General features: G+C 71.7%; 20 protein-coding genes. 7 read left to right on the forward strand and 13 right to left on the reverse strand.

The features are described 5' to 3' along the window. Positions 1-54 precede the first annotated feature (54 nt). Positions 55-1332 (forward strand): streptophobe family protein, encoded by a 1278-nt coding sequence (locus AC2XR2_RS02670; RefSeq protein WP_491514118.1) that lies wholly within the window; start codon positions 55-57, stop codon positions 1330-1332. 164 nt (positions 1333-1496) lie between these two features. Here AC2XR2_RS02670 and AC2XR2_RS02675 read toward each other — a convergent pair whose 3' ends face one another. The 4 genes from AC2XR2_RS02675 to AC2XR2_RS02690 form a co-directional block, all read right to left on the reverse strand. Then, a complete protein-coding gene (locus AC2XR2_RS02675; protein ID WP_381296308.1) occupies positions 1497-2474 on the reverse strand; it encodes a serine/threonine-protein kinase in 978 nt (325 codons plus the stop codon). Then, complete coding sequence (locus AC2XR2_RS02680) at positions 2464-3030, reverse strand: hypothetical protein (RefSeq protein ID WP_381296353.1); 567 nt, start codon at positions 3028-3030, stop codon at positions 2464-2466. The genes AC2XR2_RS02675 and AC2XR2_RS02680 overlap by 11 nt, the downstream gene beginning before the upstream one ends. 14 nt (positions 3031-3044) lie before the next feature. Next, the gene (locus tag AC2XR2_RS02685; RefSeq protein ID WP_381296306.1) at positions 3045-5378 is read right to left on the reverse strand and encodes an ABC transporter ATP-binding protein/permease; all 2334 of its coding nucleotides are present in this window, start codon (positions 5376-5378) and stop codon (positions 3045-3047) included. A 159-nt stretch (positions 5379-5537) separates the two neighbouring features. Next, entirely contained in the window at positions 5538-5948 is a 411-nt protein-coding gene (locus AC2XR2_RS02690; protein ID WP_449351436.1) for a hypothetical protein, read from the reverse strand. A 331-nt stretch (positions 5949-6279) separates the two neighbouring features. Here AC2XR2_RS02690 and AC2XR2_RS02695 point away from each other — a divergent pair, with 331 nt between their 5' ends. Beyond that, complete coding sequence (locus AC2XR2_RS02695; protein WP_491514119.1) at positions 6280-6663, forward strand: nuclear transport factor 2 family protein; 384 nt, start codon at positions 6280-6282, stop codon at positions 6661-6663. A 111-nt stretch (positions 6664-6774) separates the two neighbouring features. Here AC2XR2_RS02695 and mgrA read toward each other — a convergent pair whose 3' ends face one another. Further along, entirely contained in the window at positions 6775-7770 is a 996-nt protein-coding gene (mgrA, locus tag AC2XR2_RS02700) for an L-glyceraldehyde 3-phosphate reductase (protein ID WP_381296302.1), read from the reverse strand. A 118-nt stretch (positions 7771-7888) separates the two neighbouring features. Between mgrA and AC2XR2_RS02705 the strand changes: the two genes are divergently transcribed. The 3 genes from AC2XR2_RS02705 (at position 7889) to AC2XR2_RS02715 (ending at position 10957) form a co-directional block, all read left to right on the forward strand. Beyond that, positions 7889-8767 carry a LysR family transcriptional regulator gene (locus AC2XR2_RS02705; protein WP_330268992.1) on the forward strand — a complete coding sequence of 293 codons (879 nt, stop codon included), beginning with the start codon at positions 7889-7891 and terminating at the stop codon, positions 8765-8767. Between the two features lie 131 nt (positions 8768-8898). Next, the gene (locus AC2XR2_RS02710; protein ID WP_491514120.1) at positions 8899-10392 is read left to right on the forward strand and encodes a carotenoid oxygenase family protein; all 1494 of its coding nucleotides are present in this window, start codon (positions 8899-8901) and stop codon (positions 10390-10392) included. Positions 10393-10447: 55 nt separating this feature from the next. Further along, complete coding sequence (locus AC2XR2_RS02715) at positions 10448-10957, forward strand: mycothiol transferase (RefSeq protein ID WP_491514121.1); 510 nt, start codon at positions 10448-10450, stop codon at positions 10955-10957. On the opposite strand, the gene AC2XR2_RS02720 is transcribed toward AC2XR2_RS02715, so the two are convergent. The 4 genes from AC2XR2_RS02720 to AC2XR2_RS02735 all read right to left on the reverse strand — a co-directional run bounded on the left by AC2XR2_RS02720 (position 10945) and on the right by AC2XR2_RS02735 (position 13589). Then, entirely contained in the window at positions 10945-12009 is a 1065-nt protein-coding gene (locus AC2XR2_RS02720) for an adenosine deaminase (protein WP_491514122.1), read from the reverse strand. The two genes, AC2XR2_RS02715 and AC2XR2_RS02720, sit on opposite strands and share 13 nt — an antisense overlap. Positions 12010-12045: 36 nt before the next feature. Further along, positions 12046-12438, reverse strand: coding sequence for a VOC family protein (locus tag AC2XR2_RS02725; protein WP_449351431.1), 393 nt, complete (start codon positions 12436-12438; stop codon positions 12046-12048). A 138-nt stretch (positions 12439-12576) separates the two neighbouring features. Continuing rightward, on the reverse strand, positions 12577-12801 hold the full coding sequence (infA, locus tag AC2XR2_RS02730; RefSeq protein ID WP_123758744.1) for a translation initiation factor IF-1: 225 nt from the start codon (positions 12799-12801) through the stop codon (positions 12577-12579). Beyond that, entirely contained in the window at positions 12798-13589 is a 792-nt protein-coding gene (locus AC2XR2_RS02735; protein ID WP_491514123.1) for a GNAT family N-acetyltransferase, read from the reverse strand. Before AC2XR2_RS02735 ends, infA begins: the two co-directional genes overlap by 4 nt. Positions 13590-13849: 260 nt before the next feature. On the opposite strand from AC2XR2_RS02735, the gene AC2XR2_RS02740 reads away from it, so the two are divergent. Continuing rightward, positions 13850-14305 carry a pyridoxamine 5'-phosphate oxidase family protein gene (locus AC2XR2_RS02740; protein ID WP_381296289.1) on the forward strand — a complete coding sequence of 152 codons (456 nt, stop codon included), beginning with the start codon at positions 13850-13852 and terminating at the stop codon, positions 14303-14305. A gap of 27 nt (positions 14306-14332) precedes the next feature. On the opposite strand, the gene AC2XR2_RS02745 is transcribed toward AC2XR2_RS02740, so the two are convergent. From AC2XR2_RS02745 to shiA, 4 genes are all read right to left on the reverse strand, one after another. Further along, complete coding sequence (locus tag AC2XR2_RS02745; protein ID WP_491514124.1) at positions 14333-15238, reverse strand: oxidoreductase; 906 nt, start codon at positions 15236-15238, stop codon at positions 14333-14335. A gap of 52 nt (positions 15239-15290) precedes the next feature. After that, positions 15291-17069 (reverse strand): bifunctional sugar phosphate isomerase/epimerase/4-hydroxyphenylpyruvate dioxygenase family protein, encoded by a 1779-nt coding sequence (locus AC2XR2_RS02750; protein WP_491514125.1) that lies wholly within the window; start codon positions 17067-17069, stop codon positions 15291-15293. Then, entirely contained in the window at positions 17062-18042 is a 981-nt protein-coding gene (locus AC2XR2_RS02755) for a zinc-dependent alcohol dehydrogenase (protein WP_381296284.1), read from the reverse strand. Before AC2XR2_RS02755 ends, AC2XR2_RS02750 begins: the two co-directional genes overlap by 8 nt. Before the next feature lie 147 nt (positions 18043-18189). Continuing rightward, positions 18190-19530: a shikimate transporter gene (gene shiA / locus AC2XR2_RS02760; protein WP_491514126.1), complete on the reverse strand. Its 1341-nt coding sequence runs from the start codon at positions 19528-19530 to the stop codon at positions 18190-18192. A gap of 369 nt (positions 19531-19899) precedes the next feature. Between shiA and AC2XR2_RS02765 the strand changes: the two genes are divergently transcribed. Continuing rightward, positions 19900-20694 carry an IclR family transcriptional regulator gene (locus AC2XR2_RS02765; protein ID WP_381296280.1) on the forward strand — a complete coding sequence of 265 codons (795 nt, stop codon included), beginning with the start codon at positions 19900-19902 and terminating at the stop codon, positions 20692-20694. The last annotated feature ends 254 nt before the right edge of the window (positions 20695-20948 follow it).

Below are 20948 nucleotides of genomic sequence, written 5' to 3' on the forward strand. Positions count from 1 at the left end.
CGCGGACGGCCCTCCCGGCAGGCGAGCGGTCGCGGGGCTGCTTAGCGTGGCAGGGTGAGCCCCCACTCCCCCTCCGACCAGGCAGTCGTCGCTCGGCACGGCTGGGCGCAGGCCGTCCTCACGGTCCTGACGGCACTGGCCGCCATGGTGCTGGTGGCCGCGCTGGGGCTGTGGGGGGCGGGGGCGATGGATCTCCCGGACCAGGCGTTTCCCCGGGTCGTCATGGCGACCGTCGTCACGGCCGTCGGCGGCACCGTCGAGCTGTCGGGCAGCGCGGGAGGACTCGCGGACAGCGCGGCCGGGCTCACCGTCATCCCGCTCTCGGTCACCCTCACCGGCGCGCTGGTGCTCGGCGCGGGTTTCCTGCGGCCATTGCGGCACCGCGCCGTCGCCGGTGGCCGGGAACTCGCCGGGTGGGCCGCGAGGGTCGCCGTCCTGTGGCTGCTCGCGCTGCTCGCGGTGGCGTACGCCGCCCGCCAGGACTTCAAGCTGTCCCTCGGTGACGACACGCTGGGTGACCTGGGCGATGTCTTCGGTGTCTCGCCCGAGGTCGGGTTCAGGACCGATGTGCCGCCGACCCTCTTCTTCGGCCTGCTGTGGCTGGCCGGGGTGCTGATCCTGGCACTGCTGGTGTCGCGCCGGGCTCCGCTGCCCGGACGGCTGCTGCCGTTCCAGGAGTCGGTGCGTCCGGCGGCGCACGCCATGGTGGTGCTGCTGCTCGCCTACGTCGTCCTCGGCACCCTCGTCGCGCTGGTGGTGGCCGTGAGCCGCGGCCATGTGCCGGAGACCTTCGCGGTGATCCTGCTGGGCATGCCGAACCTGGTCTGGCTCGCCCTGACCATCGGTCTCGGCGCCACGTGGAACGGCAGGGTGCAGGGCCCGTTCGGACTGCCCATGCCGCACGTCCTGGACGAGGTGCTGCGCTCGGACGACACCCAGGCGCTCAATCTGCGCACGCTCTCCGAACACGACGACCGGATCTGGTGGCTCCTGGTCGTCGACGCGGTCCTGCTGCTCGCGGTCGCCTTCCTGATGGCGGCCCGCTCCCCCGCCCAGGTCCGTGCCTGGCGACACGCCGTGCACCTGGCGGTCGCCCTGGTTCTCACCGTCCTCATGATCTGCCTGCTCTGCCGGATCTCCGCGCAGTACGGCCTGTCGGTCCTCGGCATCGGCGACCTCGGCGGCGGCCTGGGCGGAAAACTGTTCCTCAAGCCGGACCTGTGGCCCGCGCTGGCCCTGGGCGCCTTGTGGGGCCTGGTCACCGGCTTCCTGGGCGCCCTGCTGGCCCGACCGGTCCACCGCAAAGGAGAGCTCAAACCGGCCGCGGGGTGACGCGGGGCTCGGTAAGCAACGGGGACCTGTCCGACCCCGGACAGGGAGGGTGACCGGCCGGGTGAGCGCGTTCCCAGGGGCTGGCGGTCATGGCGAACGGGTCGTGCGGGTCGGTTGCTGATACGCCAGTCCTCGATGCAGACGCGCATGACGACGTCCTCCGACTAGCGCTCCCGGACCACCGGCCTGGCCCAGTGAGGGGGCGGTTTCGGCCGTACCTCGTCCGGTTCTGCGGTTCTCGCCGCGACCTCCGTCGGTGGGTGGGCGCCCGTCGCCGCCGAGCGGAGGGCCGCGACGAAGGCCAGGCAGGAGTCGTGGCGGTCGTCCGGGCTCTTGGCCAGGGCTCTGGCGAAGACGCCGTCGAGGCCGGCCGGGAGGCCGGGGCGGGTCTTGGAGACCGGCGGCGGTTCGTCGTACTGGTGAGCCCACAGCAGGGCCATGTCGTCGTCGCGGCGGAAGGGCGGGTGGCCCGTGAGGGCCTCGTGGACCACGCAGGCGAAGCCGTAGACGTCGCAGCGGCCGTCGACCGGACGGCCGGAGATCTGCTCGGGGGCCACGTAGTCGAGCGTGCCGACGAACTGGCCGACCGTCGTGAACCCCGTCAGCGACAGGGACTTCTTCGTGAGGCCGAAGTCGGTGAGATAGGTGTGCTCGGGGTGGTCGCTGTCGGTGCCGCGCGCGACCAGGATGTTGCCGGGCTTCACGTCCCTGTGGACGAGCCCGTGCTCGTGGGCCGCGTCGAGCGCCGAGGCGACCTGGGCGGCGATCCGCAGCGCCGTCGGCAGCGCCAACGGGCCCTGACGGTCGAGGAGATGACGCAGGTCGCTGCCGGCGACGTACCGCATGGCGATGTAGAGCACGCCGTCCGTCTCGCCCGCCTCGAAGACCGGCACGATGTGCGGGTGGTCGATCGCGGCGGCCACCCGCGACTCGTGGCTGAACCGGTTGCGGAAGGTGTCGTTGCGGGCGAGCTCGGGGGCCAGCAGCTTCAGCGCCACCGTCCGGTCCAGGCGCAGGTCCCGGGCCCGGTAGACGACGGCCATGCCGCCCCGGCCGATCTCCTGCTCGATCCGGTAGCTCGCGACCTGCCGGCCGACCAGTTCGGAGGGCCGTCCGGAGAACAGGCTGGTCTCATGGGCCATCGCGCGTCACCACCTGCGTCGGGGGGTGCCCGCCCGCCTGCGCCACTTCGGTCGGGGCGTGGCCGCCGGCCTGCGGCTCCTCGTCGGTGGCGTAGGTGCTGAGCCGGGTCCCCTCCGCGTACACCCAGCGCCCGTGCGCCGCGTCGTACAGCCACACGTGCTCCCCGTCCACGATCACCCCGATCCGCAGCCCCCGGGTGCGCCCTCGGAAGGCCTCCCCGTCCAGCCGGCCGGCCGCGAGCTCCTCGACGGCGGCCCGGTAGCGGGCGAGGGCGTCGTCGGCGCGGGCCAGCAGCGGGCGCGGGTCGGCGGCACGGGTGAGCGGGCTCTCGGGGGCCGGCGGGTCCTGCGGTACGGCGATCAGGTGGCGGCCGTCGACCCAGGCCGCCCAGCCGTTGGCGCACAGGACGTACGCCCAGTCGCCGCGCCGCTCGACGAGCTGGACGGGGAGGAGGGGGTCGAGGGGCACGGTGGGGCGGGCCGGGTCGGGGGCCTCCCAGGCGGGCATGCCGGGCCCGGGGACGACGTGGGTGGGCCGGAAGCCCGGGGTCGGCATGGTCATGGGGCCGCCTACTTCCGCATGACCGCGGGTTCGTGGCGGCGCAGCAGCCGCGAGACGACGTATCCGAAGAGCACGGACAGGACGACGAGCATGCCGATGTTGAGCAGCCACACGCCCGCGGAGTGCTTGAACAGCGGGTCGCCGGTGAGGTCGCCGGGCACGATCCCGGCGAGGCCAATGGTGCCGGCCATCGCTCCGAGCGCCCAGCGCGAGGGCACCAGCCAGGACAGCTGCTCCAGGCCGGGCACGCCGTCGAGCTTCAGCAGGGCGCCGCAGAAGACCACTTGGACGATGGCGAGCAGCACGAGCAGCGGCATCGTCACCTCCTCCTTGCGCACCAGCGCGGAGACCAGCAGGCCGAGCATCATCGCCGTGAACGCCAACAGGGCGACGGCGATCGTGATCTCGACAAGGGGCGGCATCAACACGCCTTCGCCGCCGGGCGCGTTGAGGTCGACTCCGAGCAGGGCGACCAGGGTCAGCACGACCGCCTGCACGACGGTGATCGTGCCCAGCACCACGACCTTCGACATCAGGTACGCCGATCTGGACAGGCCGACGGCCCGCTCGCGCTGGTAGATGACCCGCTCCTTCACCAGCTCGCGCACGGCGTTCGCGGCGCCGGTGAGGACGCCTCCGACGCACAGGATGAGCAGGGCGTTCATCGCGGTGTCCCGGGTCAGTTGGCTGCCCGCGAGGGCCCGGGCCATGGCGCCCATCACGAACGGCAGGGCGATCATGATGACCAGGAAGGTGCGGTCGGCGCCGAGGGCCGCGGTGTAGCGGCGGATCAGGGTGCCGAGCTGGGCGCCGCGGCTGCGGGGCCGGGGTGGGGGCGCGATGATGACCGGTTCCGAGCGGGGCATGCGGGGCTGGGCGGTGGCCTCGGCGATGTACTGGTGCTGGAAGGCCGAGAGCCGGAAGTCGCCCGCCCAGTCGCGGTCCTGGTCGCGTTCGAAGGCCTCGAAGGCCTCCGGCCACTGGGTGAAGCCGAAGTAGGCGAGGGCGTCCTCGGGCGGGCCGTAGTAGGCGATCCTCCCGCCGGGGGCGAGGACGAGGAGGCGGTCGCAGACGTCGAGGCTGAGGACGCTGTGGGTGACCACGATGACTGTGCGACCGTCGTCGGCGAGACCGCGCAGCATGTGCATCACCGAGCGGTCCATGCCGGGGTCGAGACCGGAGGTCGGTTCGTCCAGGAAGAGCAGCGACGGCTTGGTGAGCAGCTCCAGGGCCACGCTGACACGCTTGCGCTGGCCGCCGGAGAGGCTGTGCACCGGCTGTCTGGCCCGCTGTTCCAGGCCGAGCTCGCGGATGACCTCGTCGACGCGCTCACGCCGCTCGGCCTTCGCGGTGTCCTGCGGGAAGCGCAGTTCGGCGGCGTAGGACAGGGCGCTGCGGACGGTCAGCTGGGCGTGCAGGATGTCGTCCTGCGGGACGAGGCCGATGCGCTGGCGCAGTTCGGCGTAGTCGCGGTACAGGTCGCGGCCGTCGTAGAGGACGGTGCCGTGGTCGGCGGGACGCTGGCCGGTGAGGGCGTTGAGGAGCGTGGACTTTCCGGCGCCGGACGGGCCGACCACCGCGAGCAGGCACTTCTCGCCGACCGGGAAGGACACGTGGTCGAGGAGGGTCTTGCGGCCGTGGTCGACGGCGACCGTGAGGTCCTGGACGTCGAGGGAGACCTCGCCGGTGTCGACGAACTCCTGGAGCGTGTCGCCCACGAGGCAGAACGCCGAGTGGCCGATGCCGACGATGTCGCCGGGGCCGAGGGGGGCGCTCGTGACGGGCCGGCCGTTGAGGTAGGTGCCGTTGTGGCTGCCGAGGTCGACGATCTCGTAGCTGCCGTCGGGCAGGGCGCGCAGCTCGGCGTGGTGGCGGGAGACGACCAGGTCGTCGATGACGAGGGCGTTGTCGTCGGCGCGGCCGATGCGGACGGTGCGGGCGGGCAGCGGGCGTACGGCGGTGGGCTGCCGGAAGGTGCCGGTCAGGCCCGGCATCGAGACGGCGGAGGGGCGCTCGGGGGTGGGGAGTCCGAGCAGAACCGCACAAGGGCCGTCGGAGGGGCTGCCGAAGCGGATCACGCTGCCGGGGCCGACGTCCCATTCGTGGACGCGGCGGCCGTCGGCGTAGGTGCCGTTGGTGCTGTCCTCGTCCTCGAGGGTCCAATGGTCGGCCTCGGGTCGCAGCACCGCGTGGTGCCACGAGACCCGGGCATCGTCGATGACGATGTCGCTCAACGGGTCGCGTCCGACGTGGTAGTCGTGGCCCGGGCTCATCACCGTGGAGCCGGTGTCGGTCTCCAGGACGAGCTCGGGCGCCGTCGGTGCGACCGGCCGCTCCGCCATGCCAGAATTCTACCGATTCACCCCTTTGGTCGCCTGATGGGACAGAGGGGCGCAGATCAGATGAGGGGAAGCCGGGGCCTTCGAGGGCCTCGGCAGGATCTACGACGCCCTCCGGGACACACCGGTCCGGTGGCGGGGAGTTGAGGTAGCCCGTGCGGGTCAGGCCACCGGAGTGAAGAGGGTGGATGCCGTGCGGTGCATTCTCACCGCGTCCACGGACTCCGCGAGCAGCTCGTACTCCGTCGTGTCGTCGCTCGCGGCGATCCGGATGAGACGTCCGGCCGCCAACTCGTCGGCGACCAGCCCCTGTTGGACCGGGTCGGCACACCAGGTCCGCATGACGGCGGGCACGTCGAGCACGGTGTCGGCGACCGGGGCGAGCGCCCCCGCGGGGAAGTACCCGGCCTCGGGCTGCGGGTCTAATCGGTCCGCGATCCAGGAGGCGCGGTCACGCAACCACCACAGGGCGAGCGCGAGCGTGGGCGCGCGATAGGTTCCGAGCGGTACACCGATGCGCCGCCCGTCGCAGATGCCGTACCCCGTGACATGGCACAGGAATTCGTCGTGCACGATCCACTCCCCCGCTTGCTCCGTTCGGCTGTCGGCAGGGCCTCGCTTCCGTGCGGCTCATGTGCTTTACGCGAATCCAGCTGCTGTACGTGACGGGCACTTCGCTCGATGTGAAGGACCTGTCAGTCGAGTATGTTCACTACTGAAACACTGTCACCACATCTTTTTGGCCAGTCTCCTGGCATATTCACCGGCACCGCTGGCCGAAATCTGACGGGTACACGCTCAAACGTCATTACCCGAGGAGTAATCGACGGTCGCGGGCGGGGCGGGCAGGGTTGCGACACCAGGTCCCACCAGCACAGATGACCTCGATGGAGGCTGATTTCCCATGCCCGCGAACACGGACCGTTACGAGAGCGCCGTCGCCCGCTACTTCGAAGCCTGGAACGCACGGGAGCCGGAGGCCCGCGCGAAGGCCGTCGCGGCCGCCTGGGCGGTGGGCGGGGGTTACACCGACCCCCTCGCCGACGTGGTCGGCCATGAGGGCATCGCCGCGGTGATCGCGGCGGCCCACGAGCAGTTCCCCGGCTTCGTCTTCCGTCTCACGGCCGGCGTCGAGGGTCATCACGACACCGCGCGCTTCTCGTGGGAGCTGGTGAGCGAGGCCGACGGATCGGCACCGGTCGCAGGGTCCGACGTGATCACGCTCGCCGGGGACGGCCGGATCAGGTCCGTGTACGGCTTCCTGGACCGGTTGCCCGCCGGAGCCTGAGGGACCGCCCGGAGCAGAGGACGGACGCAGAGGACGGGCACCGGCCGGAAGCCGGTGCCCGTTCGTTCAAGCCCTTGCCGTCGGACCGGCCAGCCCTTGCCGTCGGACCGGTCAGCTCTTGACGATCGCGTCGATCCTCGCCAGTTCCTCCGCCTCGAAGTCCAGGTGGGCGATCGTGCCCACGCTGTCCTCGATCTGCTGCGGGCTGCTCGCGCCGACCAGGGCCGAGGTGACCCGGCCGCCGCGCAGCACCCAGGCCAGCGCGAGCTGGGCGAGGGTCTGGCCGCGGTCCTTGGCGATGTCGTTCAGGGCGCGCAGCTTGGCCACCAGGTCCTCGGTGACCGCGTCCGAGTTGAGGAAGGGGCTGTCGCTCGCGGCGCGGGAGTCCTCCGGGATGCCGTCCAGGTAGCGGCCGGTGAGCAGGCCCTGCTCCAGCGGGGAGAAGACGATCGAACCGGCCTTCACCTCGTCCAGCGCGTCCAGGACGCCCTCGTCCTCGGGGCGCCGGTCCAGCATCGAGTAGCGGGGCTGGTGGATGAGGAGAGGAGTGCCCAGCTCGCCCAGGATGCGCGCGGCCTCACGGGTCTGCTCGGCGTTGTAGTTCGAGATGCCGGCGTACAGCGCCTTGCCCTGCTGGACCGCGGAGTGCAGCGCGCCCATCGTCTCCTCCAGCGGAGTCTCCGGGTCGGGGCGGTGCGAGTAGAAGATGTCGACGTAGTCGAGGCCCATCCGGGTGAGGCTCTGGTCCAGCGAGGACAGCAGGTACTTGCGGGAGCCCCACTCGCCGTACGGGCCCGGCCACATCAGATAGCCGGCCTTGGTGGAGATGATCAGCTCGTCGCGGTAGGACGCGAAGTCGGCCTTCAGGGCCTCGCCGAACGCGGACTCGGCGGCCCCGGGCGGCGGGCCGTAGTTGTTGGCGAGGTCGAAGTGGGTGACACCGAGGTCGAAGGCACGGCGCAGGATGGCCCGCTGGGTCTCGACGGTACGGTCCGCCGGACCGAAGTTGTGCCACAGGCCGAGCGAGATCGCGGGCAGCTTCAGGCCGCTGCGGCCGGTGCGCCGGTAGGGCATGTCCGCGTAGCGGTCGGGGTGTGCGGTGTACAACGCGACTCCAGAGGGGTTGGCACGGTGGTCCTCTAATCCTTCACCCACTCTTTCGCGACCTGGGGGCATTGGTCCAACAGAAGAATCCGATGGAATTCAGCGGATAGGCTTCTCAATCATGGAACTGCGCCATCTCCAGCATTTCGTCGCGGTCGCCGAGGACCAGCACTTCACCCGGGCCGCCGAGCGGCTGCTCGTGTCCCAGTCGGGACTGTCGGCCTCCATCCGGGCGCTGGAGCGCGAGCTCCAGACTCCGCTGTTCGTGCGGACCACCCGGCGGGTGACGCTCACCCCGGCCGGGCGGGCGCTGCTGGGCGAGGCCGAGCGGATCCTCGCCCAGGTGCGCTCGGCCCACGAGGCGGTGGCCGCGGTGCAGGGGGTGCTGCGCGGAACGCTCGCGATCGGCTCCGAGCAGTGCGTCGCCGGGCTGCATGTGGCGGGGCTGCTCGCCGCGTTCCGGCGGCAGCATCCGGACGTGGAGATCTGTCTGCGCCAGGCGGGCTCGGCCGCGCTCGCGGAGGAGGTCGGGGCCGGACGGCTCGATCTGGCGTTCGCCGTCCGCACGGCGCAGGAGGACATCGACCAGCTGCGGGTCGTACCGCTGTCGAGTGAGCCCATGACCGTGCTGTGCCATCGGAGTCACCGGCTGGCGGCCGCCGGTGCGGCCGTGACGCCGGCGGATCTGGCCGGTGAGGTGTTCGTCGACTTCCATCCCGACTGGGGCCCGCGCCGCACCACCGACGCGGCCTTCGCCGACGCGGGTCTGCGCCGGAACGTCACGCTGGAGGTCAACGACGTGCACAGCCTCCTCGACCTGGTGGACGAGAACCTCGGCGTGGCCGTCGTTCCGCAGCACTTCCGGCACAAGCGGCCCGCGCTGACGGCCCTGCCCGTCAAGGGCACCGGCGAGGCCGTGTACGAGACGGTCGCCCTGCTGCCGCCCCCGCAGGCGACCAGTCCGGCGGCCCGGGCGCTGATGTCCCTGCTCGAAAGCTGATGCCCCCGCGGGAAAAACAGGGGGGCTGAGTACACCCCCCGGACGGGTCCCAACCCTCGTGACCCGATCCGTTCCGCGCACCAGACTCATGACCGTTCCCGAAAGCACAACTACGGTCAGGAGTAAGGAAGATGACAGATCCCACCCGACGGAACGTACTGCGCGGCGCGGCGGCGATCACGGCGGCGGGCGCGCTCGTCGGCACCGGAGCGAGTGCGCTGCCCGCGGCCGCCGGCACGGCGCGCCGCTTCCCGTTCCTGGAGGGCGCGTTCAAGCCGGTCACCGAGGAGCTGACGGCCTTCGACCTGCCGGTCACCGGCCGCATCCCGCGCGAGCTGAACGGCCGCTATCTGCGCAACGGCCCCAACGTCCTGGGCCTGGAGGACCCGCGCGCCCACCACTGGATGCTCGGCGACGGCATGGTGCACGGCGTGCGGCTGCGCGAGGGCCGCGCCGAGTGGTACCGCAACCGCTGGGTGCGCTCCTCCCAGGTCGCGAAGAAGCTCGGCGAGCCCTACCCCGGTCCCGTGCCGCCGGACGACTTCCCGTGCAACACCCATGTGATCCCGTACCGGGGGCGGATCCTGGCGCTCCAGGAGAGCGGACCGCTGCCGTACGAGCTCGACGACGAGCTGAACACCGTGGGCACCCACGACTTCCGGGGCACCCTGGAGGGCGCGTTCACCGCCCACACCAAGTTCGACGCGCACGCCGGTGAGCTGCACGCGATCGCCTACTACCCGACCTGGGACCACGTCCGGCACCTGGTCGTGGATCCGGGCGGCCGCGTCTCGCGCAGTACGAGGATCCCGGTGGCGGACGGGCCGATGATCCACGACTTCGCGCTCACCGAGAACCACGTGGTGATCCTCGACATGCCGGTCACCTTCGACCCGGCGGGCGCCGAACGCGGCGACGTCGTGCCGTACGTCTGGAACGACCGGCATCCGGCGCGGATCGGTGTGCTGCCGCGCAAGGGCGGTGCGGTGCGCTGGTTCGAGGTGGACCCGGTGTACTACTCGCACACCCTCAACGCGTACGAGGAGGGCTCGAACCTCGTCATCGACATGACGAACTTCGACGCGGGCTTCCTCGTGGCGGGCAACGGCTCGGGCGGCCCGTACACGCCGGGCACACCCCGGCTCGACCGCTGGACGGTCGACCTGCGGCAGGGCCGGGTGCGGGTCCGGACCCTCGACGACCGGCCCCAGGAGTTCCCCCGGGTCAACGAGGCGCTGGTGTCCCGCCGGCACCGCTACGGCTACGCGGCGGCCTCCGCGGAGATGGCGGCGGCCTATCAGGCGGTCGACGGCAACCCGCCTCCCGACCGGGCGTTCAGCAACGCGCTCATCAAGCACGACCTGCTGCGCGGCACCACGCAGGTGCACCGGCTGCCCCGGGGCGCGGCGGCGAGCGAGGCCGTGTTCGTGCCGTCCGACCCCTGCGACACCAGGGCCGCCGAGGACGACGGGTACGCCGTCGCCTATGTGCACAACCCCGATCGCGGGGCCTCGGACCTGGTGATTCTCTCGGCCCAGGACTTCACCGGGGAGCCGGTCGCCCGCATCCATCTGCCGGGGCGGGTGCCGCTGGGCTTCCACGGGAGCTGGATCCCGGACGCGTGAGGCGGGATCGGCTTTTGCGAGGCGGGACGCGGCGCGATGCGCGAGGGTGGACGTCATGCATGCAAAGGACATCCTCATCGACGGTTACAGCCGTATCCAGGAAGAGGTCCACGCCGTCGTCGAGGGCCTGGCCCCCGACGACCTCAACCACCGTCCCGGTCCCGACGCCAACTCCATCGCCTGGCTCGTCTGGCACCTCACCCGCGTCCAGGACGACCACGTGGCCGGCGCCTTCGACCTCGACCAGGTGTGGCTGACGCAGGACTGGGAGAAGCGGTTCGGCCTCGGCGTGAAGCCCCGCGACATCGGCTACGGCCACACCTCCGCGCAGGTCGGCAAGGTGCGGGTCGACTCCGCGGACCTGCTGACCGGCTACTACGACGCCGTGCACGCCCAGAGCCTGGAAGCCCTGCGCGGGCTGAGCGCCGGGGACCTGGAACGGATCGTGGACGAGAACTGGGACCCGCCCGTCACCCTCGGGGTGCGGCTGGTCAGCGTCCTGTCCGACGATCTCCAGCACATCGGACAGGCCGCTTATCTGCGGGGGCTGCTTCAGAGCGCGTAGCCCGGCAGGACGACGTCCTCGATGAGGGCCCTGCGCTCGTCGAACGGGATGAAGGCGCTCTTGAGCGCGTTCACCGTGACCGTGCGCAGGTCCTCGACGGTCCAGCCCGCCTCGTCGACCAGCAGGGACATCTCCCGGGTCATCGTCGTGCCGGACACCAGCCGGTTGTCGGTGTTGAGGGTGACCCGGAAGCCCAGGTCCTTCAGGGCCGTGATCGGGTGTTCGGCGATGGAGGTGGCCGCGCCGGTCTGGAGGTTGGAGGTCGGGCACATCTCCAGGGCGATACGGCGGTCGCGGACCCAGCCGGCCAGCCGGCCGAGCTTGCCGTCGACGATGTCCTCGGTGATGCGGACGCCGTGGCCCAGTCGCTGGGCGCCGCACACCTGCACCGCCTGGTGGATGCTGGGCAGGCCGTGGGCCTCACCGGCGTGGATGGTGAACGGCACGCTCTCGCGGCGCAGGTGCTCGAAGGCGGCCAGGTGGTCGGCGGCCGGGAAGCCGTCCTCGGCGCCCGCGATGTCGAAGCCGACGACACCGGCGTCCCGGAAGGCCACGGCCAGGTCGGCGGCCTCGCGCACCCGGTCGAACATCCGCATCCCGCACAGCAGCGTGCCGACCCGGACCGGGGTGCCCGCCGCGGCGGCCTTCGCCATCCCGGCGGCGAGGCCCTCCTGGACGGTCTCGACGACCTCGGCCATGGTCAGCTCGCCGTTGGTGTTCAGCTCGGGCGCGTAGCGGACCTCGCCGTAGACGACCCCGTCGGCGGCCAGGTCGAGGACGTACTCCTCGGCCGTGCGCAGCAGGCCCTCGCGGGTCTGCATGACGGCGAGGGTGTGCTCGAAGGTGGCTATGTAGCGCACCAGGTCGCCGGAGTTCGCGGCCTCGAAGTACCAGGCGGCGAGCTCGTCCGGGTCGGTGGTGGGCAGGGTGTGGCCGACCTCCGCCGCGAGCTCCACCACGGTGGCGGGGCGCAGGCCGCCGTCGAGGTGGTCGTGCAGGACGGCCTTGGGGAGGCGGCGGACGAGGTCGGCATCTACGCGCGTAGCGGTCATGGCGGGGTCTTTTCTTCGAGCGGGGTGGCTGGCGAATCAGTCGGCGGGCTGGAGCAGGTCCCAGCGGTTTCCGTACAGGTCCTGGAAGACGGCGACGGAGCCGTAGGGCTCGTGGCGCGGCTCCTCCAGGAAGGTGACGCCCGCGGCGAGCATCCGGGCGTGGTCGCGGGCGAAGTCGTCGGTGTGCAGGAAGAACCCGACGCGCCCGCCGGTCTGGTCTCCGACCCGGCTTCGCTGGGCCTCGTCCTTGGCGCGGGCGAGCAGCAGATCGGTGCCGCCCTCGCGCTCGTCCGGCCGCACGACGACCCAGCGGGAGCCGTCGGGGCGGGGCGTGTCCTCGACGAGCCGGAAGCCGAGGGCTTCGGTGTAGAAGCGGATCGCCTCGTCATAGTCGTCGACGACGAGGGTGACCAGGGCGACGCGTCTCATCGGGACCTTCCGGGAGGGGTGGTTGACGGGAGAGGTTATACGTAAAACGTCAGGGACGCCAGTCCCGTTCCGCGGGGCTCCGGTCAGGGGTCCTGACCGGAGCCCGGCTTCAGCCACCGACGGAGGTGCCGGCCGGCGTCAGTTGCGGTACCGGAAGACGATCCGGCCGCGGGTGAGGTCGTACGGCGGGAGTTCCACCAGTACCCGGTCCTCCAACATGATCTTGATGTAGTTCTTGCGGATCTTCCCGCTGATGTGTGCGAGGACCTGGTGGCCGTTCTCGAGCTCCACGGTGAACATGGCGCTGCGCAGGCACTCCACGACCCTGCCCTCGACCTCGATGACGTTCTTGTGCTTCGTCATCGCACCAGCTCCAGGTTGCTGTTCATCGGCCGGGCGCCGATGCCCTCGAACAGTGCCGAGGCTGCTCGGTTGGTCTCCTGGACCTCGGTCCAGGCCTCGGCGAACCCGGCGCGGTGCAGTGTCCCCAGTGCGTGGGCCAGCAGCGCCCGGCCGATACCGCGCCGTCGCTCGCCGGAGCGGACCGCGAGCAGCCCGATACGCGGCCGGATCACCGTCACCACCCGGATCAGGCCCAGATAGCGGTCCCGCGTCGCGGCCACCGCGTACTTCGACGGGTCGACGACGGTGTCCCCCTCGGGGAAGGGGATCACCTCCGCGGGCATCGACTGCCATCCGACGCTCGCCTCGACCTCGTCACGGATGACGCGGTCCACCGCCCGCAGCAGACCCTCGTCCGCCTGACCGGCCGACACGATCGTCACCCCCGGTGGCGGCAGGACCTCGTCCAGCCCGGTGGTCCGCGGGTCGGTCGGCACGGCGTACTCCCACTCTCGGCGCCGGACCGTGAACCCGGCCCGCAGCCAACGGGCGGTCAGTTCCGCGTCCGCTTCGTCGACCACCGTGTGCACGGGTGTCGGCAACTGCGCCAGCATCGCCTCGGCGAGCCGGTCGAAGGGGGCGTCGTGCCAGGCGTCGATGCTGACGAACAGGCGTCCGTCCGACCGGTGTTGCGCATGCCCGCGGCCGACCACCAGGTCGTCGTCCAGGGCGTGCCATTGCCTGTCCCCGACACGCGTGATGGTCACCGCGTCGTCGCTCAGGCCGGAGGTGAAAGGCTGTGTGTTCATCGGAGTCTCCCTCCAGGAGTGCCTCGATCTCAGGCGCTCCTGGCGACACCGAACGTCAGCCGCCGGACCGTGACGGGATGAGGGAGCACCCACGGGTAACTGTGTTCACGGGGCTCACCTCCCTACGACGACTTACGGTCCACCGCGAACCTAGCAGCGTCGCCTCGCCTCGCTCAAAGTCTTTTTCCGGTGGGCTCGGTCCGGGGTCGTAGGGCCCGGGACCGAGGCGCGGGGGCCGGGTCGCCGGTAGCGTCCCGGCCATGACGATCACCGAGAGCCGCAGCCCCGAGCAGCGCAAGCGCGACGTACTGGCCCGTCTGGAGCGGGAGACGGACATCTGGGTGGCATCGGCGGACGCCGACGGACTGCCCTGTCTGGTCGCGCTGTGGTTCGTCTGGCACGACGGGTGCGTGTGGCTGTCCACGCGGATCACCAACCCCACGGGCCGCAATCTCCGCGACGGCGGCCGCACCCGGCTCGCCTTCGGGGACACCCAGGACGTGGTGCTCATCGACGGTGACGTGCGCACCTACGGCGGCCAGGAGGTGCCGGCCGGGGCGATCGGCGCCTTCCTGGGCAAGCACGGCTGGGATCCGCGCGAGGACAGCGCGTCCTACGCCTTCTTCGAGGTGCGCCCGCACACCGTGCAGGCCTTGCACGGCGTGCACGAGATGCGCGGGCGGCACATCATGAAGGACGGCGTGTGGGTCGTATGACCTCTCGTCCCGCCTTCTGGTGACCTCTCAACCCGCCTTGTGATGCAGTGAGTCGAGGCCGGCGAGTTCGTCGTCGGTGAGCCGCAGCGCGCCCGCCGCGACGTTCTCGGCGAGGTGGTCGGGGTTTCCGGTGCCGGGGATGGCGAGGACGTGCGGGCCCTGGGCGAGGGTCCAGGCGAGCCGGACCTGGGCGGGGGTGGCGCCGTGCGCCTTCGCGATCGCCAGGACCGCTTCGTCATGGCTGCTGATGGCGCCCTGTTCGGCGCCCTCGCCCGCGATGGCGAAGAACGGCACGAAGGCGATGCCCTGTTCGCCGCAGATCCTGAGGAGCTCGTCGGTGCCGGGGTTGCCGGAGCCCAGCCCGAACCGGTTCTGGACACAGACCACGGGGGCGATGGCCTGCGCCTCGGCGAGGTGGCGGGCTGAGACGTTGGAGATGCCGAGATGCCGGATCAGCCCCTTATCCCGCAGCTCGGCCAGGGCCCCGAAGTGCTCGGCGATGGAGTCCTGCCGCATCCGCCGCAGGTTCACCACGTCGAGGTGGTCGCGCCCGAGCTGGCGCAGGTTCTCCTCGACATGGCCGCGCAGGTCCTCCGGGCGGGCCGAAGTCCCCCACTCCCCCGCGTAGTCCCGGTACGGCCCGACCTTGGCGACGATGACGAGGTCGTCGGGGTACGGGGAGAGCGCGCTGTTGATGATCTCGTTGGCGGAGCGCAGCGAGGAGAAGTAGAAGGCGGCCGTGTCGATGTGGTTCACGCCGAGCTCGATCGCCCTGTGCAGCACCGCCATGGACCGTTTCCGGTCGCTCGGGGTGCCGAGGTGGAAGGCCGCACTGCCCGTCAGCCGCATCGCGCCGAAGCCGAGGCGGTTGACGGTGAGATCGCCGAGTGTCCAGGTGCCTGCCGCGTCCGCGGTGATCGTTTCGGAGGTCATCGGCGGATGATGACACACCCCCGGCCCGCCGCCGACGGCGTTTCCCGAACTCCTACCTGCGCTGTGCGGCCAGCCGGACGGGCGCGTTGGCCGCGCCGAACCCGCTGTAGCCGCCGGAGCGTTGGACGAACTCGAAGAAGACGTGGCCGACCGTCTCGGTGTAGCAGTGGCGGAACTCGCCGCCGCGCTCGTCGCGGTCGTAGAGGATGCCGAGTTCGCGGAGGGTCTCCAACTCCCCTTCCGCGAACTCGAACCGCGCCTGGAGGTCGTCGTAGTAGTTCGCGGGGATCCGCAGCAGCGGTGCCCCCGCCGCCCGGAAGCGGCGCACCGCGGCGACGAGGTCGTCGACGGCGAACGCCACGTGCCGGGCCCGCGTCCCGCCGTCCTCCGCCGGGGAGGGCGCGAGGTTGAGGACCAGCCGGGGCCCGTCCGAGGAGGCGGACAGGGCGCGGCTGCGGAACAGGCCGTAGGGGTCGGCGAGTTCGACGGTGTCGTGCGGGCTGAGGCCCAGGACCGTGCGGTGGAAGAGCACGGACTCGTCGAAGTGGTGCCAGGGCTGGGTGAGCGCGAGGTGGTCGATGGCCGTGACGTCGGCGGGTGCGCTGTCGGCCGTGTACGCGAAGTCGTCGGTCCAGCTGGGGAGTTCGGGGCGGCCGGTCGCGCAGAAGAGGACCTCGGTGCCGTCCGGGGCGGCGATCGACTCCAGGGGCACGTCCTGGGCGGTACGGCGCTTGGGCAGGGCGGGTGCCAGCAGGGCCTCCGCGCGGCGGGCGGAGGCCGCCGGATCCGCCGTCTCCAGGCCTACGGCGGCCAGGGTGGTGTCCGTACGGCGGTCCGCGGCGCCGGTGTTGACCAGGACCCGGGCCTCGCCCTGGGTCCAGAGGTCGACCGGCTTGCCGTGGTGGCGGGCGGTGCGGGTGAAGCCGAGCGCCGTGAGGAGTTCGCCGACGGGTTCGGGGTCGCTGGTGGCGAGTTCGGCGAAGGCGACACCGGAGGGGATCACCGGGGCCGGGAGCGGCAGGATCCCGGCGTCCTCCTCCAGGGCGAGCAGGGAGCGCAGGCCGTCCAGGGCGGTACGGCCCGCGTCCGCCTGGCGGAAGACGTCGTTGAAGACCTCCAGGGACAGCGGTCCTTCGTACCCGGCGTTCAGGACGTGCCGCAGGAGTCCGGCCACGTCGAAGCCGCCCTGCCCGGGGAAGCAGCGGTAGTGGCGGCTCCACTGGAGGACGTCCATGGCCATGCGGGGCGCGTCGGCGAGCTGGACGAAGAAGATCTTCTCGCCGGGGATGGACTCGATGCCCTTGGGGTCGGAGCCGCGGGACAGGATGTGGAAGCTGTCGAGGCAGGTGCCGAGCGCCGGGTGCCCGGCGGTCTCGACGATCCGCCAGGCGTGGTCGTAGGTGCTGACGTGCCGCCCCCACGCCAGCGCCTCGTAGGCCACCCGGATGCCGAACTCCTGGGCCAGGTCGGCGAGTCGGCTCAGCTGCTCGGCGGCGAGGGCGTCGTCGTCGACCGTCTGCGGGGAGACGCTGGAGCAGACCAGCACGGTGTCGGCGCCGAGCCTGCCCATCAGCTCGAACTTGTGCCGGGCCCGCCGCAGGTTGCGGGCGAAGACCTCTTCGGGGACGGCCTCGATGTCCCGCATGGGCTGGTAGAGGTCGATGCCCAGGCCCAGGTCGGCGGTGCGGGCGGCGATCTCCTCGGGGGTGAGGGGGCTGGCGAGGAGGTCGTTCTCGAAGATCTCGACGCCGTCGAAGCCGGCCCGGGCGGCGGCCGTCAGCTTCTCGGTGAGGGTGCCGCTGAGGCAGACGGTGGCGATGGACTTACGCATGGTCGCTCCCTGCGAGGTCGATCCAGGTCTTCCCGGCCCGGGCAGCCGCTCCGGCGAAGGCCTCCTGCGCCCTCGCGAGCGGGAAGCGGGCCTCGGTCACGGCTCCGGGGCGGGCGGCGGGCAGTTCGGCCAGGGCGGCCGTGAAGTCACCGGGGTGGTCGTAGATCATCGAGCCGCGCAGCACGAGCTGACGCCGGACCACGTCGTCGGTGGTCAGCGGCAGCCGCTCGGCGTTGAGGCCGACGAGCACGACGGTGGCCCCGGGGTCGGCCCGGTCCACCGCGGGACGCAGGGCGGGCGCGTACCCGGAACTCTCGAAGACGAAGGTGAATCCGCTACGGCCGTCGTCGGCGACGGCACCGAGCCGTACCGCCCGCGCCAGCCGCTCGGGGTGCGGTTCGCTGACGACGGGGGTGAGGCCGAGGCGGGACAGGATGAGGCAGAGCAGCAGGCCCTGGGCTCCGGCACCCACGACCAGGCAGCGGTCCCGGTCGGTGACCCCGCTGCGGCGGACCGCGGCGCGGGCGACGGTGTACGGCTCGGCGCAGGCGAGGTCGGCGCCCGACAGTCCGTCGGGGACGGTGTGCACGAAGGGCGCGGGGACGGCGACGCGTTCGGCGAGCACTCCCGGGGAGTTCAGGCCCACGATGGCGCGGTGGGGGCAGGCGGAGGTCAGGCCGGTGAGGCAGTCGGCGCATTTCAGGCACGCGTAGTTGGGTTCGATGACGACCTGTCGGCCCACCAGGTGGTCCGGGGCGTCCGCGCCGGTGGAGACGACCCGGCCGAATCCCTCGTGGCCCATGACCCAGGGGGTGGCCGGCGCGGTCCGCTTGCCGTGGAACACGGCCAAGTCCGTGCCGCACAGGCCCACTCCACCCACGTCGACGATCACCTCGCCGGGTGCGGGGACCGGTTCCGGCCAGTCGTCGACCGTCTCGATCCGTTCCGGCGCCGTGAGGACCGCTGCTTTCACTGGGACTCCCAAGTGGACCACTAGATGGTTCCTTCGATCCGCTGTGCGGTAAGCCTAGGTGGCATGTGGCGCTCGGACAAGGGCCCGGTGGTCGGAAATGCCGAAGGGGCCGGTCGCGGAGGCGACCGGCCCCTGTGCTGTCGGAGGTCAGACCGCCGCGGCCTCCTCGGCCACCGCGGCCGGTGCCTCGGCCGTGTCCACGCCGGGCAGGCGCAGCGCGATCAGGAAGGAGACGAGACAGCCCACGGCGACGTACGCGGCCACCAGCGACCAGCCGCCACCGGCCCAGATGACCAGCGAACCGGCGATGAGCGGGGTGAAGCCGCCGCCGACGGCACTGGCCAGCTGGTAGCCGACACCGGCGCCGCTGTAGCGGTACTCGGCGCCGAACATGTCGGTGAACAGCGACTGCTGGACCGAGACCGCCATGTCGTGCGCCACGTTCACCAGCAGGACCGCGCACACCACGATCAGCAGCATCGAGCCGGACTCCATCGCCCAGAAGTACGGCACCGCGCTCACCGCTCCGATCAGCGCGCCCCAGCAGTAGACGCGGCGGCGGCCGTGACGGTCGGCGAGATAGGCGAAGGCCGGGATGGTGACGACGGCCAGGCCGCCGACCGCGAGGTTCACGTCGAGGAGGCTGTCGCGGTCCAGGCCGAGCTCCCCGGTGCCGTAGGACAGGCCGAAGGTGGTGACGCCGTAGAAGGTGAACAGCTCCACGAAGCGCAGGCCGATGATGGCGAAGAAGCCGGCCGGGTTGGAGCGGACCGCGGCGACCAGCGGGAGGCGGGGCTTGACGGTCTCCGACAGGGTGGCGACCTGCTCGGTGAAGACCGGGGACTCCTCGACCCTGGCCCGGATGACCAGACCGACGATCACGAGCACCGCGCTGACCAGGAACGGGATGCGCCAGCCCCAGGCGCGGAAGGCGGCGTCGGTGGTGGTGCCGGACATCACCTTGGTGATCAGGGTGGCGAGGAGCAGACCGACGGACGCGCCGACCTGGACGCCGCTGCTGTAGAGGGAGCGCCACTTGCGGGGGGCGTTCTCCACCGCCATGAGGGCCGCGCCGCCCCACTCGCCGCCGACCGCGAAACCCTGGGTGGCGCGCAGCAGGACCAGCAGGACGGGTGCCCAGACGCCGGCCTGGGCGTAGGTGGGCAGGACGCCGATCAGGGTGCTGGCCAGGCCCATGATCAGCATGGTCAGCACGAGCATGCGTTTGCGGCCGAGGCGGTCGCCGAAGTGGCCGAAGACGATGCCGCCCAGGGGCCGGAAGAGGAAGCCGACGCCGAAGGTGGCCCAGGCGGCCAGGGTGCCCACGGCCGGGGAGGCGCCGGGGAAGAACAGGTCGCCGAAGAGGAGGCCCGCGACGATGCCGTAGAGGAAGAAGTCGTACCAGTCGACGACGGCTCCCATGAAGCTCGCGACCGCCGCGCGCCGGGCGAGACCGGGAGCTCCGGCCGCCTGCTGCGTACTGCTCATCTCACACACTCCGTCGGATGCGCTGGGCAGTGGTCTCCCGTGCCGTGCGAGCGGTGCACGGCACGGGACCACTGCGGGGATGGCTTCGGTGGGGACGGTCGGACGCCGTGGCGCCACCTGGGTGCGGGCGCGCCGTCGCGTACGAACCGGGCCATCGCCACAGCGGTTCGGGCGGCGACCCTTGACTCCGGGGTCCACTGTGCGGAACTCCAGGACCGGTGAGCGGCACGATAGAGCGGTGCTCCGGTGGCATCAAGGGGTGTGACAAGATTTCCCGGATGTTGCGGTTTCCCCGGTCCGCAGAGCGGACTACGGTCGGGAGCGGGAGCGGAACGCCGGGCACGGCACCAGGACACGGGGAGGCAGCGGGTGAGCGACGGACGGACGCGGGCGGAGGGCGAGGCGGACCAGCAGTCGGGCGGGGTGCGCAGTGTGCGGCGGGCCTTCGACATCCTCACCCTGCTCACGGAGGACCGGCCCGTGATCACCCTGCGGGAGATCACCGAGGCGACCGGGCTCGCCAAGACGACCGCGCTGCGCCTGGTGCAGACCCTGGAGGAGTCGGGTCTGCTGGGCGCGCATCCGTCGGGCTACACCGCGGGACCCGCTTTGTGGCGCTGGGCCTATCTGGCGCGCGGTCAGTGGGAGGTGCCGCAGGAGACCCGTAAGGTCATGCGGGATCTCGCGGACCGGCTCGGCGAGACCGTCAACCTCTTCGTGGCCCGGGGTGTCCACCGGATCTGCGTGGCCCACGAGGAGAGCCCGCACCCGCTGCGCCATGTCGTCGACGTGGGTGACGAGCAGCCCCTGTGGGCCGGTGCGTCCTCGAAGATCCTGCTGCGGGACGCCTCCGAGGCGTTCCTGCGCCGGGTCGCGGCCGCCTCGCCGCAGGGCGAGGAGCATGCCGGGCGGCTGAAGACCTGGGCCGCGGAGGCCGCCGAGCGCGGGTACGCCGTCAGCAGCAGCGAGTTCGACGAGGGCCTCACGGCCGTGGCGGTCCCCGTGACGGGCCGTTCCGGCAAGGTCGCCGCGTCCCTCTCCCTGAGCGGGCCCAGCCACCGCTTCCCGTACGAGGCCGTGGAGCGCTTCGCCACCGAGCTCACCGAGGGAGCCCGCCTCATCTCCGACCAGGGCTTCAGCCATCCGCTGAGCAGCGAGGTCTGACGGCGGGGGGTTTGCGGGCCGGACGCGCCGGCCGAGCTGCAATGCCCGCGCCTGAGGTGGTCAGCGGGCGTGGGAGCACCTTCGCTCCACCGCCCCGCTCAGGCACCGGTCCCGGACCGACCGCCGTCCTTCTCAGGCACCCGTCCCAGGGCCCGGGGCCGCCCCGCTCAGGCACCCGTCCCGGACCGACCGCCGTCCTTCTCAGGCACCCGTCCCGGGGCCCGGGGCCGCCCCGCTCAGGCACCCGTCCCGGG

The sequence above is a fragment of the Streptomyces sp. LS-MS-L19 genome, assembly GCF_058382285.1.

Coding starts and splice junctions, on each gene's coding strand:
- AC2XR2_RS02675 (WP_381296308.1), bottom strand. CDS start 2,474: ATGGCCCATGAGACCAGCCTGTTCTCCGGACGGCCCTCCGAACTGGTC.
- AC2XR2_RS02680 (WP_381296353.1), bottom strand. CDS start 3,030: ATGCCGACCCCGGGCTTCCGGCCCACCCACGTCGTCCCCGGGCCCGGC.
- AC2XR2_RS02685 (WP_381296306.1), bottom strand. CDS start 5,378: ATGGCGGAGCGGCCGGTCGCACCGACGGCGCCCGAGCTCGTCCTGGAG.
- AC2XR2_RS02695 (WP_491514119.1), top strand. CDS start 6,280: ATGCCCGCGAACACGGACCGTTACGAGAGCGCCGTCGCCCGCTACTTC.
- AC2XR2_RS02705 (WP_330268992.1), top strand. CDS start 7,889: ATGGAACTGCGCCATCTCCAGCATTTCGTCGCGGTCGCCGAGGACCAG.
- AC2XR2_RS02710 (WP_491514120.1), top strand. CDS start 8,899: ATGACAGATCCCACCCGACGGAACGTACTGCGCGGCGCGGCGGCGATC.
- AC2XR2_RS02715 (WP_491514121.1), top strand. CDS start 10,448: ATGCATGCAAAGGACATCCTCATCGACGGTTACAGCCGTATCCAGGAA.
- AC2XR2_RS02720 (WP_491514122.1), bottom strand. CDS start 12,009: ATGACCGCTACGCGCGTAGATGCCGACCTCGTCCGCCGCCTCCCCAAG.
- AC2XR2_RS02725 (WP_449351431.1), bottom strand. CDS start 12,438: ATGAGACGCGTCGCCCTGGTCACCCTCGTCGTCGACGACTATGACGAG.
- infA (WP_123758744.1), bottom strand. CDS start 12,801: ATGACGAAGCACAAGAACGTCATCGAGGTCGAGGGCAGGGTCGTGGAG.
- AC2XR2_RS02735 (WP_491514123.1), bottom strand. CDS start 13,589: ATGAACACACAGCCTTTCACCTCCGGCCTGAGCGACGACGCGGTGACC.
- AC2XR2_RS02740 (WP_381296289.1), top strand. CDS start 13,850: ATGACGATCACCGAGAGCCGCAGCCCCGAGCAGCGCAAGCGCGACGTA.
- AC2XR2_RS02745 (WP_491514124.1), bottom strand. CDS start 15,238: ATGACCTCCGAAACGATCACCGCGGACGCGGCAGGCACCTGGACACTC.
- AC2XR2_RS02750 (WP_491514125.1), bottom strand. CDS start 17,069: ATGCGTAAGTCCATCGCCACCGTCTGCCTCAGCGGCACCCTCACCGAG.
- shiA (WP_491514126.1), bottom strand. CDS start 19,530: ATGAGCAGTACGCAGCAGGCGGCCGGAGCTCCCGGTCTCGCCCGGCGC.